General features: G+C 56.3%; 17 protein-coding genes. 13 read left to right on the top strand and 4 right to left on the bottom strand.

Going from position 1 to position 16668, the window contains the following annotated elements; translation table 11 throughout:
* Positions 1-200 precede the first annotated feature (200 nt).
* The 3 genes from NF78_RS03000 to NF78_RS02990 all read left to right on the top strand — a co-directional run bounded on the left by NF78_RS03000 (position 201) and on the right by NF78_RS02990 (position 3107).
* Positions 201-809: a flavin reductase gene (locus tag NF78_RS03000; RefSeq protein ID WP_035984821.1), complete on the top strand. Its 609-nt coding sequence runs from the start codon at positions 201-203 to the stop codon at positions 807-809.
* Complete coding sequence (locus NF78_RS02995; RefSeq protein ID WP_035984820.1) at positions 806-1987, top strand: M20 family metallopeptidase; 1182 nt, start codon at positions 806-808, stop codon at positions 1985-1987. Before NF78_RS03000 ends, NF78_RS02995 begins: the two co-directional genes overlap by 4 nt.
* 106 nt (positions 1988-2093) lie before the next feature.
* The gene (locus NF78_RS02990) at positions 2094-3107 is read left to right on the top strand and encodes a hypothetical protein (protein ID WP_035984819.1); all 1014 of its coding nucleotides are present in this window, start codon (positions 2094-2096) and stop codon (positions 3105-3107) included.
* Positions 3108-3332: 225 nt separating this feature from the next.
* Here the strand turns inward: NF78_RS02990 and NF78_RS02980 are convergent, their stop codons facing one another.
* A complete protein-coding gene (locus tag NF78_RS02980) occupies positions 3333-3992 on the bottom strand; it encodes a Uma2 family endonuclease (protein ID WP_035984817.1) in 660 nt (219 codons plus the stop codon).
* Positions 3993-4085: 93 nt separating this feature from the next.
* Positions 4086-4394, bottom strand: a complete 309-nt coding sequence (locus tag NF78_RS30755) for a hypothetical protein (RefSeq protein ID WP_156119622.1) — start codon at positions 4392-4394, stop codon at positions 4086-4088.
* 312 nt (positions 4395-4706) lie between these two features.
* Here NF78_RS30755 and NF78_RS27965 point away from each other — a divergent pair, with 312 nt between their 5' ends.
* Positions 4707-5036 carry an Arm DNA-binding domain-containing protein gene (locus NF78_RS27965; RefSeq protein WP_052049696.1) on the top strand — a complete coding sequence of 110 codons (330 nt, stop codon included), beginning with the start codon at positions 4707-4709 and terminating at the stop codon, positions 5034-5036.
* Positions 5037-5064: 28 nt separating this feature from the next.
* On the opposite strand, the gene NF78_RS28900 is transcribed toward NF78_RS27965, so the two are convergent.
* Both NF78_RS28900 and NF78_RS02970 read right to left on the bottom strand, forming a co-directional pair.
* A complete protein-coding gene (locus NF78_RS28900) occupies positions 5065-5241 on the bottom strand; it encodes a transposase (protein ID WP_081972482.1) in 177 nt (58 codons plus the stop codon).
* A 48-nt stretch (positions 5242-5289) separates the two neighbouring features.
* On the bottom strand, positions 5290-6588 hold the full coding sequence (locus tag NF78_RS02970) for a response regulator transcription factor (RefSeq protein WP_072015951.1): 1299 nt from the start codon (positions 6586-6588) through the stop codon (positions 5290-5292).
* Between the two features lie 98 nt (positions 6589-6686).
* On the opposite strand from NF78_RS02970, the gene NF78_RS02965 reads away from it, so the two are divergent.
* From NF78_RS02965 to NF78_RS02925, 9 genes are all read left to right on the top strand, one after another.
* Positions 6687-7205, top strand: a complete 519-nt coding sequence (locus NF78_RS02965; RefSeq protein WP_197064750.1) for a hypothetical protein — start codon at positions 6687-6689, stop codon at positions 7203-7205.
* Positions 7206-7250: 45 nt separating this feature from the next.
* On the top strand, positions 7251-8018 hold the full coding sequence (gene hdhA / locus NF78_RS02960; RefSeq protein ID WP_035984816.1) for a 7-alpha-hydroxysteroid dehydrogenase: 768 nt from the start codon (positions 7251-7253) through the stop codon (positions 8016-8018).
* Positions 8019-8196: 178 nt separating this feature from the next.
* On the top strand, positions 8197-8988 hold the full coding sequence (locus tag NF78_RS02955) for an SDR family oxidoreductase (RefSeq protein WP_035984814.1): 792 nt from the start codon (positions 8197-8199) through the stop codon (positions 8986-8988).
* A gap of 121 nt (positions 8989-9109) precedes the next feature.
* Complete coding sequence (locus NF78_RS30265) at positions 9110-11089, top strand: alginate export family protein (protein WP_156119620.1); 1980 nt, start codon at positions 9110-9112, stop codon at positions 11087-11089.
* Between the two features lie 32 nt (positions 11090-11121).
* Positions 11122-11715 (top strand): hypothetical protein, encoded by a 594-nt coding sequence (locus tag NF78_RS02945; protein ID WP_035984812.1) that lies wholly within the window; start codon positions 11122-11124, stop codon positions 11713-11715.
* Between the two features lie 12 nt (positions 11716-11727).
* Positions 11728-12009 (top strand): hypothetical protein, encoded by a 282-nt coding sequence (locus NF78_RS02940; protein WP_156119619.1) that lies wholly within the window; start codon positions 11728-11730, stop codon positions 12007-12009.
* Positions 12010-12021: 12 nt separating this feature from the next.
* Complete coding sequence (locus tag NF78_RS02935; RefSeq protein ID WP_052049691.1) at positions 12022-13035, top strand: phosphoribulokinase; 1014 nt, start codon at positions 12022-12024, stop codon at positions 13033-13035.
* Positions 13022-13675, top strand: a complete 654-nt coding sequence (locus tag NF78_RS31745; protein WP_035984808.1) for a hypothetical protein — start codon at positions 13022-13024, stop codon at positions 13673-13675. The genes NF78_RS02935 and NF78_RS31745 overlap by 14 nt, the downstream gene beginning before the upstream one ends.
* Positions 13675-16632: a CAAX amino protease gene (locus NF78_RS02925; protein WP_035984806.1), complete on the top strand. Its 2958-nt coding sequence runs from the start codon at positions 13675-13677 to the stop codon at positions 16630-16632. Before NF78_RS31745 ends, NF78_RS02925 begins: the two co-directional genes overlap by 1 nt.
* Positions 16633-16668 lie beyond the last annotated feature (36 nt).

The raw sequence follows: 16668 nt of genomic DNA, 5'->3' as shown, positions 1-16668 counted from the left end.
CTCCTGCGAATCTGAGGCAGGGGCGATCAGCCGTCATGAAGTGTAATGCTCGATCGAGGCGATCCCGTCGCAGTGATCTCCAAGAGTCATCGCCCCGTTAAATGTTGTTGGCGATCGCAGCCATCTCCCACGAGAGTTTGTAGCCTAGATAACAGGAGGCTTCTCACCGATCGCACCTCAGCGGCGGGAGCTGTTGCACTATGCCTCAAGCCATCCCCCCCACCCTAATTTCCCTAGATCTTAGCCAACCCCTCTGGGAGCGGGTCTTTACCGTTGCCCCGCTGGTGGTGATCGGAACTCAGGAAGCCGATGGTACCTATGACCTCGCTCCCAAACACATGGCCATGCCCCTGGGCTGGGGTCACTACTTTGGCTTTGTCTGCACGCCGCGCCACCACACTTACCAAAATATTCAGCGCACAGGGGTGTTCACCGTCAGCTTCCCCCAGCCGCACCAGATTTTGGCGACTAGCCTAGCCGCTGCCCCCCGCTGCGACGATGACCACAAACCTTCTCTGGCAGCTCTACCCACGGTCAAAGCCCAGGGGGTGGAGGGGGTCTTTCTACAAGATGCCTACCTCTGCCTAGCCTGTGCTCTCGATCGCATTGTCGATGGGTTTGACGAAAACAGCCTGATTGCGGGCAAAATTCTCGCCGCCCAGGTGGATGAAGCCGCTCTGCGCCTCTCCGCCCGGGATGATCAAGACCTGCTGCGCCAGGCTCCTTTGCTGGCCTATCTGTCGCCGGGGCGCTTTGCCACCCTTGACCACAGCCAGGCGTTCCCATTCCACGAGGGATTTCAGCGATGACTACTCTGCAAATCCCCACCCTGGCTACGTCGCGACTGTTGGACTATCTCCACCGCCGCCGGGGCGAGATGCAGACCCTGCTCGAAACCCTGGTGCAAATCGAAACCCCCTCCACTGTGCCCGCTGCCCAAGTCCCGATGCTGACCGTGCTGGCGCAAGAACTGCGGCGGCGGCAGTTCCGGGTGCGATCGCTCTCCGGTCGCAACACTGGGGGGCATTTGTTTGCGATCGCCCCTCGCACCCCCCAACAGCCCGCCCAGCTCCTGATCGGCCACTGCGACACCGTCTGGCCTGTTGGCACCCTGGCCCACATGCCCCTCACCATCAGCCAGGGCAAACTCTACGGCCCCGGCAGCTATGACATGAAGGCGGGCCTGGTGATCCTGCTGTTTGCGTTGGATGCGGTGCAGGCCCTGGGCGGCGACTGGCCCATCGCCCCAGCGGTGGTAATTAACTCCGACGAAGAAATCGGCAGTGGTGAATCTACCCAGCTGATTCGGCGGCTGGCGCAGGTGTGCGATCGCGCCCTCATCTTCGAGCCCTCCCTCGGTCCCCAAGGACACCTCAAAACCGCCCGCAAAGGCGTGGGCCGCTTTACCGTCACCGTCTTTGGCCAGGCCGCCCATGCTGGCCTCGATCCCGACAAGGGGGCCAGCGCCATTCTGGAACTCTCCCACGTCATCCAGCAGCTCTTTGCCCTCAACGACCCCGACCGAGGCATCACCGTCAACGTCGGCACTATCGATGGCGGCCTGCGCCCCAACGTCGTCGCCCCCCAAAGTCGCGCCGTGGTGGATGTGCGGGTGCTGCACGGGGCGGATGTTCCTACCCTGGAAGCCGCTATTCATGGCCTGCAACCCACCACCCCCGGCACCCGCTTAGAGATTTCCGGCCGCATTGGTCGTCCCCCCATGGAAGCCACCCCCGGCAATCAGCACCTCTGGCAGTTGGCCCAAACCGTCGCCGCCGACCTGGGCCTTGACCTCGCCCAAGAAACTGCTGGCGGCGGCTCCGACGGCAACACCACCAGTCTCTACACCCCCACCCTCGACGGCCTCGGCGCGGTGGGCGACGGTGCCCACGCCCCCGGCGAATTTGTCTACCTCGACTCCTTGATCGAACGCGCCGCCCTCACTGCCAAACTCCTTATTGCCGCACCCGTCAACCCCAAAACCTGAATTTTGAATTTTTCTCCATCCACTGCCGATCGACCGTTTGGGCAGACCTGTATGTCTGCCCACCCCCCTCGCCCACCCATCGACCCCCTTCACCCTCCCACTCCCCATGCCTCCCCGCTACTTTCTCTCCACCCTCACCCGCATTGCCGACTTCGACCGCCATCCCTTTGACGTGCAGCCCCTGCCCAAGGCCGACTGGGCCACCGGTGATTACGTAGTCGGTAAGGTGCAAACGCTCAAAGGCCCCCTGGCCCAGGTAGAACTGGCGACGGGGCGCATGGCCCACCAGATGGAGGGAGACTTGGTAATCGGGGCCTTTGGCATCCGCAAAGCTACCCTGGAGGCGGTGGGCGATTGGCAGTCGATTCAAGCCGACGGGTTGATGCAGAACCTGACCCTGGCGGGGCTGTTTGGCCGCCTGACCTCCGCTTCTTACCTGCTGCCGCAGTTACCCACCCTGAGTTACGAAGGCCATGTGGTGCGCCAGGGGCAAAAGGTGCAGATGCAGGATTTTGTCCCAAAGATTGCCCCCGTTCCCTACAGCCGACCGACCATTTTGATCATTGGCACGTCGATGTCGGCGGGTAAGACCACAACGGCACGGGTGATGATTCACTTGCTGAAACAGCTGGATTTGAAGGTGGTGGGTGCCAAGCTCACCGGGGCCGGGCGCTACCGCGACATTCTGGCGATGGCGGATGCAGGGTGCGATCGCATCTTTGACTTTGTCGATGTCGGTCTCCCCTCCTCCATCGCTCCACCGGAGGACTTTCGCGCCTCGTTGCAGACTCTGCTGTCGCTGATCGAGGCGGAACAGCCCGATGTAGTGGTGGCCGAGGCCGGTGCCTCGCCCCACGAGCCCTACAATGGGGCGATCGCCATGGCGGCTCTGGCCCAGCAGGTGATATTCACCGTACTTTGCGCCTCTGACCCCTATGCGGTGGTGGGGGTGAGTCAGAGCTTTGGTATTCAGCCCGATGTGGTGACTGGCGTGGCCACTAGCACCACGGCTGGCGTTGAGTTGGTCGAAAAGCTCACTGGGGTGGTGGCCCTCAATTTGGCCGAAGGCGCCGCTCAGGAGAAGCTTCTGGCTCTGTTGAAGGCCGTATTGGGCCTGTAAATTAAGACGTGAGAATTCTGTGGATGAGAGCTTTTCCCACGTAAACATCATCAGGGGCAAGGGGAGTCTTTGTGGTGGTGCAGTCGCTGTCGAATCGCCGCCAGGATTTGCCCCGATTGCTGTTGATTATGTCGGCGGTGATGGTCTGTGCGTTTATGGTGGACAGGATTGCGTCATTCATCAGCTGTGAAGACGTTGTGAATCGAATAGGATAGTAACCCCCAACTATTCTTCCAACTCGCTAGGGTCGATACCCAGTTCCCGCAGTTTTTCCATAGCCCGATCTAATTTGCGTTGGGTCTGGTTCCGCTCCTGGTACAGCTCCTCAGGGTCTTTGAAGCGCTCCCCATTGGGATAGAACAGCGCCAGTCCATCCTCAAACATGTCAAATGTGACCCCTAGCGTCGGGGATCTCCAGGGCAAATTGAGGCGGGTGAGTAGCACCAGCCGTTCATCTAGGGCCTGTCGCGTCAGTCCCCAAAACTCAAAATTGTCGGGGTCGTAAAAGAACATTTCCAGCACCCCATACCGGTCATAAAACGCCTGCTTCTGAGAAATCTCAGTGGCTGAGTTACTGGGAGAGATAATCTCAAAAACCACCTGGGGCGGGATGTTGTCCTCTTTCCACTGCTTGTAGCTGCCACGGTCAACATCTGGACGCCCCAACACCACCATGGCATCGGGGGCCTGGCAGGGAACGGGAGGAGCATCCACCTGAACCGGATACCAGAGCAAATCCCCTGCGACAAAAGCCGTTTGGCCTTGTAAGAGGTTTCTCAGATTGCTGACCAACCGCACAATCCAACGGTATTGCTTCGTGTTATCAGCCATGGGCTGACCATCGGAGTCGGGATAGAGATCCGTGGTTACCGTTGCTTGAGTCATGGTCAGGTGGCCCCATCATCGTATGGCTAGCGAACAAGGTGCTGGGTTCTTTGAGCTACCTCTCGTCTGAGTTGTTGAAGCACTCGATCGTACTCAGGCGGCATTGACGCTTGATGAACGGGTTCCGCTAAGACCTCTAACAACTGAACCATGACCTCCAAGCTTGTTCTGAGGCAGATGCTCAATCAGGGAAATCGCTCGTTGTCGAATATCCATAGAAGACATTACGAAAGGTTTTAAGCAAGCTTGCGTCAATTGTAGCAGTGGGCAGGTGTGGCGCAGCTTGAAGGCAGTTGGACAAGCCCCTATCTGGGAGGTGATCGTCAGCACACGAGAGATGCGGTCGTAGGAATTCTTAACCATGTCCAAATCGGGGTAAGTTTGGGGTAACGCTAAATTCATGGCCTTGAAACCCTTGCTATACATGAAGTGATTCACAGCTTCCCAAGCTGAATGTCGTGGGTTCGAGTCCGATCACCCGCTTATCAGCGTTTCAGCCTCAAACGCTTTGCCAGAAAGGGGTTCAGCCATCAAGGTGTTGATTACTTTTTGGCAAAGTGGCCGTTACGTGGGTCACTTTGGGGCAGTTTAGGGGTAAAAACTGGTACGAAATTGGTATAAACCTCCGGGCACGAAAAGCGGATTGATGGGGTCTTGGATAACCGTAGGTAACGGCAAGGGTGCAGGCGATGTACTTTACCCCCACTCCGAACTATGGCTAAAGGACAAGTTAAAGTCGAAGTTTATTCCGAGCGCTTGCGATTGCGGTGGAGCTACCGGAGCCAGCGCTACTGCCTGTCGGTTGGTTTGCCAGATAGCATCATCAACCGCAGGGTCGCAACGCAAAAGGCCCAGCAGATCGAGTTAGACATGCTGAGTGGCAATTTTGACCCCACGTTGCAAAAATACAAGCCTGAGGATCCGCTGCCAATGGTTGTAGCTGGGTCTGAGACATCTCAGTTGCACTCAACTCTTGGATATCTATCCCCAGTGCAGTTTGAATACAACTACTGGCTCTCTCTAGAGGGCGTGAAGGCAGCTTAAAGTACCTGTCCACTTTCTTGAGTCAAGCTCACTTGCGCAGCGCACTTTCGGTCAAGCCCATCTCTTGAGCCACCTGGCTGACCGGTTTACACGATTGGCCCACGATGCGAACAGCTTCTGCTTTTTGCTCATCTGTAAATGTCCTTCGCGGTTTTTGAGTCATTTGAACATTCTCCTTCGTTGTCGCCTCTTCGGGAATGTCCACTTTTTCGAGGTAAGGTCAGGGTTGTGCTGGGCGGTATAGACGGACAGGTTAAGCATGGCTCCGGTCAGGCAATCGCGATCGCCCACCATCACCCCCTGGCCTCAGCTGCCCAGACGGCACATCAGACAGAGCATGGAAATCCCCATTGAAGATCCAACGGGTGACATCAAAGGTGGTGCCGGTGAGCTTAACCATCGTTCCATTGGCATCGAACAACGGCCCCCCGCGAGCATTGATGTAGCGCACCTCTCCATCACTGGCTCGAACGATGCGTAGGTTAGCTTCAAACGCCTCCCCCCTCATTGCCGGGACGCGGATCGCGTCCTCATGGAGCTGGAGATCCTCGGGGTGAATCATAGTCAGCACTTCCTCATGGTTGGGCGCGGGTCGATTGGGCTCCAGGCCGTGGATCAAGAACAATTCCTCGGTCCAATAGGTGATTCGCGTCTGCAAATCCACCTCCCAAGATCCGATTTGGGCAACCTGTTGAGCGGTGCGAAGCATTTCTTCTGAACGCCGCAGTTGGGCTTCAATCTGCTTGCGTTGCTCAATTTCTTGCTGGAGACGGGCATTCGCCGCCATCAATTCTTGCCAGAGATTGGCCGTAATGCTATCCATCATCATTTCTGGCAGGGGTGGCCCCCCTTTTGGCGGTTTAGTATCTGGGGCGTAGGCGGGGTTCAGGCAGTACCCCTGGCCGTAGTGAGTTTGAATCAAATCTTCGGCCCCACCAGCCTGTTCTAGTTTGCGACGCAGACTGCGGATATGGCTTTTGATTGTGGCGTCGCTGGGCATCTCCTCATCCAACGTCCACAGGCGATCGCCAATTTCGCTGCGGGGAAACATCTGCCGGGGGTGCCCTAGCAGCAGTTCCAGCACTTGGTACTCTTTGCGATTGAGCTTGACCTCCTTACCCTGGCAAGTAACCCGGCAGGCAGTGGGGTCGAGCAGCAGCGGCCCCCAGGAGAGTTTTGGATTGGCCCGGCGCATGCCCCGTCGCGTCAGGGCTTGCAGATGAATCAGCAGGTCTGGGGCTTGAAGCGGTTTCGCCAAACAGGCATCGGCACCATTTGCTAAGCCCTGTAGGCACGTTGCGGCATTCCCGGCCTCAACGATCAGCAGAATCAGGACTGGGTTACCGACATCCCGCAGACGGCGGCACAGGGATACCCCATCTACCTGGGGCAACATCGCCTCTAGCAAAACGACATCGTACAGGAATGCGCGCAGCAAGCCCCAGGCGTCTTCCCCATCGGTGGCGGCATCGACGATTAAACCCTGGCGAGATAACTCTCGACGTAGCTGAGTCTGTAACGTTTTATCCGCAGAAACGAGCAAAATTTTCATAGCTTAACGATTCAGATCGGAAAGTCAGCTGGGATAATTCTCAAGATTACACGAACTTTTCACTTTTCAATGTCATGATTGCTTCAAAAGTTTTCTGAATGGCTCACGCGCCATTAAAAGACATGGTTTTCGCTTTAAATAGTGCCAGTGACGTAATTAAAAAAGATGCCTTAATCAGCGGCATTTCTAATGCCCTTATCAATGGCATTATTGGCTGGTTTATGTTTCGAGGTAAAGACACCTTGCCCCTCACGGTCGATACCATATCGGCCCATGAGAAAACGGTTTTCTCGACTGGGGTGATGACGGCATTTATTCTGTCGGTAATTTTGGGTGCGATCGCCTTCTCTACCTTTGGTAAAAAAGCCCGATCTCTCCATCTAGCATCCCCAGAACTATTAGATCGTCCCTTTTTCTTCTTCGGTGTGAGAACGATTTTGTTCTATTCTCTGTTTGCGTTTGGCACAGCAGCTTTAGCTGCTCTGTTTGTGCAGAAGTTTGCTGGAACGATTTTGGTTACACCGTTGGTTGGGGCCATTTTGTTAGGAGCGATCGCAGGGATTGCCGCCTGGTTCATTAACACAGCGGTGATGAAAGCCATGCTGCGTCCTGAGTAGGTCTTGCAGATTTTAAGTAATGAGATTCAAGGAGATTTTGTCAATATGACTATTCTGGATGGGTTTAAGCTGGATGGCCAAGTGGCCATCGTGACCGGTGGTGGGGCCGGGATTGGTCGCGGCATTGCCGAAATGTTTGCCCAGGCTGGGGCAGCGGTTGTGGTCAGTGACTTGAAAGAAGAAACCGCCGCAGCGGTGGCCGATCGCATCACTGCCAGCGGTGGCAAGGCCCTGGCAGTGGCCTGCGATGTCACCAATGACGAGGCGCTGGCAAATTTGGTCAACGTCGCCATCTCTACCTTCGGCAAAATCACCATTCTGGTCAACAATGCCGGAGGTGGTGGCCCTAAGCCCTTTGATATGTCGATGGATACGTTTATTTGGGCCTACAAACTCAATGTGTTTTCGGTGTTTCACCTGTGCCAACTCTGTGTTCCCCATATGGAAGCGGCAGGGGGTGGAGCCATTTTGAATATCTCCTCTATGGCGGGAGACAACAAGAACAAAAACATGGCCTCCTACAGTTCCTCAAAGGCGGCAGAAAGCCACCTGACCCGTAACATTGCCTTTGATTTGGGGCCAAAGGGGATTCGGGTAAATGCGATCGCCCCTGGTGCGATCAAAACCGATGCCCTGGCTACGGTGCTGACCCCCGATATCGAAAAAGCCATGCTTAAGCACACTCCCCTATCTCGATTGGGTGAGCCCAACGACATTGCCTATGCGGCTCTATTCCTCTGTTCCCCAGCCTCTAGTTGGGTGAGCGGGCAGGTGCTCACCATCAGCGGTGGCGGCGTGCAAGAGCTGGATTAGAACCCGATCTTGCCGTCATAACCTTCCCCGTAGGGTGGGCACTGCCCACCGTCCCATCTTGTATTAACTGTGCGCCTTGCTGTTGCTTGCACGCACAACGGTTTGTGGTGGGCAATGCCCACCCTACAACTTCTGGTTTCTATTCAGAAATTTTGACCCATCATTTGGAGAACAAACCATGGCACTCGATATTTTTTCCCTCAAAAACTACGTTGTGATTGTTACTGGAGCCGGTGGCGCGATCGGCGGGGCCACCGCTGAAGTGTTGGCCGAGGCCGGAGCCAAGGTCGTGTTGTCTGACCTAAATGGGGATGCCGCCCAGGCTAAAGCTGACGAAATTACCCAGGCCACCGGGCAAGAAACCCTGGCAATCAAAACTGACGTCACCGACGAAGCCCAGTTGCAAGACTTGGTGGATGCCACCCTGAACAAGTTCGGCAAAATCACCGCGCTGATCAACAACGTCGGCTGGGGCGAATACACCCCCCTCTGGGGCGTCAGCACCGACTACATGGTGAAGTCCTACATTCTCAACACCGTCAGCAGCTACAACCTGACGAAGCTGTGTATGCCCCACCTCAAAAAAGAGCCCAACGCCTCGGTGACGTTCTCGGGCTCCATGGTTGGCATTACCCCGTCGCCAGAATTTATTGCCTACAGCAATGCCAAGGCCGCCCTAGTCAACATGGTGCGCAGCATGGCGGCGATGAGCGGGCCAGAGGTGCGCTGCAACACCATCGTCATCGGCTCGGTCGATAACGGGGCCGCCACCCTAGATGCGGGCTACGACGAAGCCATGCTAAAGCGCCTGGCCGATGCCTTTGTGATGAAACGCCGGGGCATGCCTCGCGACATTGCCCACGCCTTCAACTACCTGGTTTCCCCTGCGGCTAGCTGGGTGACGGGGATTGAACTGCGCGTCGATGGCGGCGGTTCCTACAAGAGCAAAATGCCGACCAGCGACGACTAAGCCAAGTTTCCTGACTGCCCTCACCCCAACCCCTCTCCCTTGAGGAGAGGGGCCTTGAGCTGCCAGAATGCGTAGTCCCATGAATCAATGTTGGTATGACTATCTAGGAAAATTTGGTGAAATGCCCTGTTCTTGTTCGGTGCGGCTTGCTCTGGGGCTAGCGGCGATGGGTTGGATCTCAATGCCCTCGGCCTTCGCGCTGCCAACCGTGGACGTGGGGGGCACAGCGGCGGACCTCACGCCATTCTTAGAGCAACCCCAAAACCTACAACCCCAATCCTCAAACCACCACCCTGTAGGGGTGCGGTCTCCTCGCCCCGCCGCACCAGAAATCACCCATCAGGGCGTTAGCTTCACCGCCGATCTACCTGCCCCAGAATCAGCGGAAGCCCTCCCTTTAATCGACGAAACCCAACCCCTGCCCGATCCCCTGAGCATCGTCGATCCCAATGTAGGGCTACGGATTCCGCCTCAATTTGGGGAAGGGTTGCCCATAGAGCAGGTATTTATCTACCTCCGCAACCCAACGGGAGACCCGGCCCAAGATGAGGCGTTGCAGCAACAGCTGGCCGATACCTTCGGCATTCGGGCGGGGGGAAGCTTTAGCTCCCTCTTTGCCGACCAGGGGTTGAACCAGGTGCAGCGGTTGCCTTTCGTGGAGTCAGCAGAATATCGCCTGTACGAGTCAAACCGCCCCAGTACGGTAATCCTAGCTCTGCTGGTGACGCTCCAGCTAGAACCAGCGGAAGCCTCGCCCCCACCACCTACCGGCATAGCAGTGAGCGGCAGCTTGGCGGATTTCCCGACGATCTATCAGAGCGATCGCAGCCTGGTCAAAATCATCTTTAACGGAGGGCTGGGCATTTTCAGCGACACCAACCCCTGGTTTGGTCGTGCCGACAATTTTGTCTCTGGCTCTTACCAGCCTACCGGAACCGTTACCTGGGGCGAGTTTTACCTGGAACCGGGGCTGGCGGGCATTACCCGACTGGGAGACTGGCCCTTCTATGTCTACGGCGCAGGCTCTTATACCCTGTCCGGAACCGTGCAGCCCGACATTTTCCGCACTGATGGCCGATTTTATGGAGCGGTAGAAGATCTCTACGGTGGTTTCCTGGTGGCGGCACCCGGAAGCCCCGTAGCCTTTAACCTGTCGGCGGGGCGACAGATTTTTCAGCTCAATCAGGGTTTTTTGTTTTCCCAGTTCAGCGGGTCTGCCAATGCCCTGGATCGAGGGGCCAGCTACTCAAACCCCCGTACCGCCTACGATATGACCGTCCTGGCCAACCTGCGGTGGGGCGACTTTCGCTGGCAAGGGTTCTTTCTAGACTCTGACGAGCTGCCCGTGGCCGATACCGGTACCCAGTACCTAGGCACCAGCCTGAACTACAACAACAACCAGGGTCTAGAGGCCGTGTTGTCCTACATCACCGTGCCCCAGTCCAACCGCGCCTACCTGCTCCCGAATGGCGATCGCTTTACCCGTGAAGGCTTGCAGGTGATCAACCCCCGCCTGCGGCAATCTACCCTCTTTGGCGTACCGGGGCTGTGGGCCGAAGGGGAATATGCCTACCAATTCAGCAGTCAGCAAGCCATGGCCGCCCAGGGGGGCTACTTCTGGCTGGGCTACACCGCCGAAACGGTGCCCTGGCGGCCTAGCCTCAGCTATCGGTTCGCTGGGTTTAGCGGCGACAACCCCAACACCGTCACCTATGAACGGTTTGACCCCCTCCAGGCGGGAGGCCTATCGGACTGGCTACAGGGCATCAGTCTGGGCAAGCTCTACAACAACTCCAACAGTTTCTCCCACCGAGTCACCCTCAGCGCCCAACCGAGTCAAGACCTCTCGATTTCGCTGGATTACTACTACCGCTTCGCCGATGAGCTGAACAATCTGGGCGGTAACCCGGCCCTGTCTACCCTGAACTCTCGCTATATCGGTCAGGAATTTTTGCTGACGACTCGCTATTTTCTGTCCCAAAATTTCATGCTCCAGGGGGTAGGTGCGATCGCATTTCCAGGCTCCGCCGTTCGCCAGGCGGCCAATAACGACACCAGCCCCTGGGTCACCCTGCAACTCTCGCTGTTTATGTTCTTCTAGCCCTGACTCCCATCAGGAGGGTATTGCTAACCATGAAACTGAACCTGATCGTGCCAATTCTATGCCTACTGGGCGGTAGCCTGCTTGCCCCTACCCAAGCCGCCGCAGAGCCGCCCTCTCTAGCCCAGGCGGCTGTAGAAGACAGGGGTCAAACCTTGCCCTGGCAACTGGTCAGCTCAACCGCAGGAAAATACGTTGTGGACTTGCCGGGAGCGCCTGTCGAGCAAGCCAGTACCAGCTCATTGCTAGAGCGAGATCTCCAGTGGCAGATGAGTTCGGTAACCATTCCCGCCGTGGATGATGAGGATTTATTCGAGTATTACCTGGTGGCCTACGCCGATGTGCCCCGCAGTTTGCGCTATGGGTTTTCCCAAAAAGACCTGCTAGACGCCGCCACCACCAGCGTTGTGAATGATATTCAGGACGAACAGTTAAACGCCTCCCTGGTCATCGAAGCAGTGGCGTTTCAGGGGCTGCCCGCTCGGTTACTCACCGCTCAGGGGCTGGGGCAGTATTTTGTCGCCACCCTCAGTCTGACGGGCGATCGCTTTTACCTGCTGCTGGCGATCGATGACGATCAGGCTAATTTTGAGCACTTTTTCAACTCGTTGAGCTTAGTTCCTTAGTAGGAAACCGTTATGAAACTCTTAGTTGGTTTAGGTTTAGCTGTTCTTCCCCTACCGTTTATGGGGTCTATCGCCCTGGCCAATGAAAGCCTGGGCCATGTGATTCGCGACAGCATCCGCGACGAAATTCGAGACGATATTCGCGACAGCGTTCGGCGTGATTTGTGTCGGCGGCGGGAAGAGCGCGATCGCAACCCTGATCTCTGTAATACCCTCGAAGACATCGATCAACTGCGCGATGGCATTCGCCGGGGTACCAATGGGATACGAGTCATTGATGCAATTTTAAATTAGGATTTTCTGTCCATGCTAGACCTCTGCAATCCCAATGCTTCCACCATTCGAGAAGCCTTAAAACAGCTTAAGTTTCCTATCATCGTTGGCGTTGCGGGCGATAGTGGCAGCGGCAAGACTACCTTCAGCAATGGCATTCGTCGGTTAATTGGCAGCGATCTAGTGTCCACCATTTGCACCGACGGATATCATAAAGAAAATCGTGAACAGCGTCAGAAAAGCGGTCGTCTTCCCCTAGATCCAGAGGCCAATTATTTAGATTTACTGGCTCAAAATCTGGCAGATTTAAAACAGGGAAAATCTATCGAAGTTCCCATCTATAACCACGGGACGGGCCAATTTGATCCGCCGGAGGTCTTGTCACCCACTCCAATTGTAGTGGTGGAGGGTTTGCATGTGCTGTACCCCCAATTCCTGCCATTTTTAGATTTCAGTCTCTATGTCGATCCTGACCGAGACGTGAAGTGGGACTGGAAGTGGGAGCGGGATGTGAAAAAAAGGGGTCACAAAGCCGAAGCCTTAGAGCAGGAAATGCTGCAACGGGAAGCCGCCTTTGTGCGGTGGATCGATGCTCAAAAAATCGATGCCAATGTGGTGGTTCAAGTAGGTCGTAGCCAACTAGAGAATCTATTGCCCACCCGCTTTGCCGATACCCAGACCACCAAGGGCTACCGGGTTAACCTCATCCTTGAACCCACCCCTACGCCCCTACCCAGTCTGTCAATCCCCTTAGACTTGGCCGCCATGCTGGAACTAGACAAACCAGCCTTTTTGCTGGCGGCGGTGCCCTTTCGCTATTGGGGACGGACGGCGATCGCGGTTCATATTGACGGCAACCTTGCCCCCCAGACCATCAGCGAATTGGAGCAATACATTGTCGGTTGTACGGGTATTCCGCTGCAAGAGGCTGTGCCCCAGGAAAGCTATGAAAAGGTCTCTGCCACATCCTTTGCTCAACTGTTAATCGCCTGGCGCTTTTTAGCTCAGGTGCAGCAAACCCTTGGTGCAGAACATGGTATCCACTGAATTTTGGCCGCTGGTTAAGGGAGCCATGACCTTTAACGCTGAATCGTTTCAAGTCATGGCCGATTTACCCAACGCCAATCACATTGCCATTCTGGTGCTGCTGCTGGTCGGGTTTTCTCAGGCGGTGGGCCAGGGTTTGATTTTGTTCGTCAATCGAGTTAAACCCGTACGCTTTGCGCTCAGCCTTTGCCTGGGAGCAATTTTGTTTGTCTTCAGCTACGGGTTTTGGATCGTTAGCACCTTTTGGGTCAGTCGTTTTCTCTTTCAGCAGGCTCTTGATTTCCCCACGGTATACCACACCGTGGGGCTAGCCACTGCGCCGCAGCTGTTGAGTTTTTTGATTGCTTTGCCCTATTTCGGTGTGCCGATCCAGATTTTGCTGGCTCTATGGACATTGCTGGTCTTTGTCCAGGGATTTAGCGTAGCCACGGGTTTTGGCCTCTGGCAGGCGTTTATCTGTGGTTTGTTGGGCTGGGTATTCCTACAAATTTTGCAGCGCACCATTGGACGACCCATCGGAGCCTTGGGGAGTTGGCTATCGAACACCACCGCAGGTACCCATCTGGTGACCGATCTACAGGGTATAGAAACCTTATTAGAAACTGGCCTCCAAAGTGATGCCAACTATCAGGGCAAATGATGTCTTCTCTATCATCTCGCCGTTTTGAGAAAGTTTTGCTGCTAGCCCTGGGGGGCTTTTTGCTGGCGCTGCTGCTGCCGTTGCTGGTGCCCCTCGTGCAGGCCGCCTTCGCCGCCATGACGGTCACAGCAAAGCTCATCGCCAACCTGGTGGGGATGGGGTTAATTGCCCTACTGGTGACAATTTTGCTGATGCCGCTTGAAACCCTGGGCTGGTGGGCGGGCTGGTATGGCGATCCCATTCAAGCCACCGCTGAAAATTTGGGTTCATTCCAAGGGCAGATGACGAGTGATATGACCGTTTCTCATTACGTTGTGTATCTAGATGGCATTGGTCAGTCCACCTTTGACTACCTGCCGGATGTAGAGCAATTTTTAGATGAGTTAGCCCAGGTGTTGCCCGATGATATTCAAATTATTCGAGGCCTGATGCCCTACTCCCCCATGAATCGCCCTCTGACCAGTCAGGAGCGTCCCTTTGCCTGGTTCTGGAACTGGGTGAATCGGCTCAAATCTAGCCAGCGGGGCAGCATGCTGGCCTTTTTGGTCAATCTGCGCAACGTCTTTGTCGTCTGGGTTTCGGCGGATCAGCGCTACGGCCCGATCTATAACCGGGGCACGGCACAAGTCATCTACAACAGCCTGATCAACCACGGTTACCAGCCTGGCAGTGGGGTGCCCATTACCCTGATCGGGTTTAGCGGGGGCGGTCAAATCTCTATGGGTGCCGTTCCTTACCTAAAAGAGGCCCTGCCCGCTCCCATTGATCTGATTTCCATTGCTGGGGTCTTTAGCGGCAACAACAACATTCTCAAGCTGGAGCACATCTACCATCTGGTGGGCGACCAAGACAAAATCGAACGGCTCGGCCCGATCTTTTTCCCAAATCGCTGGAAACTGCTGGCGCTGTCCTACTGGAACCGCAGCAAACGCCTGGGCAAAGTTAGCCTCATCAACCTCGGGCCGGTTGGCCATGAAGTCCCTGGCGGGGTGATGGATCCTGAGCGGGTGCTGCCCGATGGCCGGACGGCGTTGCAGCAGACCATCCAGTGGGTGGCGGATATTCTTCAGGGCACGGCTCCCCTTAAAGAATTGCAACCAACTCCCATGCTGAGCAATCTAGAGCGTTACCGACAGGCCCCCTTCAATCGGTCAGAGTGCTACCCCGTGCGTGCGGCGTTGCCCGTGGAGCGCTACCGTCCCATAGCCCCTTGGATGGGTCGGCTGCTGCTGCCTCAGCCCGATCAGCGTCAGCCCCAGACCGTTCCTTTTGAAATTCACCACGCCCCCGAAAAATACGCCCATCTCATCGGTACCGTGGTCAGTCTGGGCTGGAGTGAGGATGCCAACGTGCAGGCCTATGTGCAGCAGGTGACGAAAGATGTCCACTTTAGCCCCCAGGCCACCTATAAAAGCCAGCAGGGAGGAGTCTACCCGACCCGCCTCAACCACTGGCGACGGGTCAATCCCCTCGAATCCCTTGCAGGGGCGCATCCCGACGACGATGTGATCGTCGCGCTGCCTGATCCGGTGCGGGTAGAACCCTCTGCCAGCGCTCCCCTGTCTTCCCATTACCCGCTTACCCTGCGCATTGCCCACGAACCCATTCAAATCACCGGGTTGTACTACGGTCTGGTGAAGTTTCGAGGGCCTGTGGATGGGGCAGGGATCGATCCCGAACGATCGCTAGCGGATGATCCTGAGCAGTTTTACGTCGTTCATTTCAATAAAGCTAGCGGCCAATTTGATGGCATCCAAGAAAAGGTCTGGTTGCCTCAGGTGGTGGCCGATGATAACGGTACGTATCCCTTTACCAATGCGGGGATTGAGCAGTCGCCTTTGAACGAAACGGGCTGGTACATCTATGGCGCGATGGGTAGTGATGCCCTTGGCGAGGCAGATCAGTTTGTGGTGCGGGCGATCGCGCCTCGTGCCCTGTTCCAACTCCAGCCTGATCAGGAGATCGTCGGGCGCAAAGCGGTCAAAACCTATCTAAAGCAAACCGCCTGGAGCCAGTTGGCGGAGCAAAAGGGCCAGATTAGCTCGGTGCCGTTGACGTATCGATCCAAAGCCCAAGGCGATCATGCCTCTTCCTGGGAAAAGGGCACCCGCGCCCTTTTAGTTCACGTTTACGGCGGCATTGGCGGCAACCAGACTGAACCCGCCGCTCAGGGGCCGGTTTACTTTGGACATTTCTCCTTTGGCGTGGCCACGGTCGTGCAGGAGCCGCTTACCGACGAGTTGCGGTTTGACATCGTCTATCACCAAATCTATACCCACAACCCGGATGGGCTGACCGCTGGAACGATGCACTGGTCGCGCTACATGGGCGATCGCCAGTTTGGCTGGATTGGCCTGCGCCCTGTGGCCGATACGCTGATTAACTTCGCCCCCTTTACCCGCGATTATCCGGTGACCGCAGGTCAGGAGGCATCGCCCCTGGATGTCTTGATTCGCCAGCTAGAGGTGATGGCCGCTCGCTATCGCATTGGCGACGGTAGTGGCGGCACCTACGTCGGCCCGGCCAATAATTGTGCCCAGGACTCTAACCAGAGTCTCTATGCGGCGTTGCAATCTATGGCCAGGTCTGTGGGTGCCAATCCCGATCGCTCCCAGGCCGACATCAACGCCTGGATGCGACAGCACCCGGACGTCGCCAGAGATCTCCAGCAATTGGAGCAATTGGGCAAAGATTTACGGCATCACCTCATGCCCTGGGGCAGTGCCCGCGCCGACTGGGCCACCGAAGCCGCCTCTCTGGGCAGCACATTGGAAGACGATCCCCTGAAAACCCTGGGGCGAGGGCTGGTGAGCTGGCGCACCGTGCTGCCTCGGGTAGCTAGCAACAGCATTACCGAATGTTTCCTGCGGGCCGGGGCCACCGCCTGGATGCTCCGCACGAATCAGCTCGGTGGGGATAACCCCGAGATAGAGCCCCTGCCTCCTCTCGCGTTTTGAGGTTTGGTTTTCGTTCAGGAATAACGATATGTATAC

The organism is Leptolyngbya sp. KIOST-1, assembly GCF_000763385.1.
Taxonomy (GTDB): Bacteria; Cyanobacteriota; Cyanobacteriia; order Phormidesmidales; family Phormidesmidaceae; genus Nodosilinea.
Note: the sequence above shows the minus strand (reverse complement) of the source record. Positions and strands in the feature narration are given on the sequence as shown.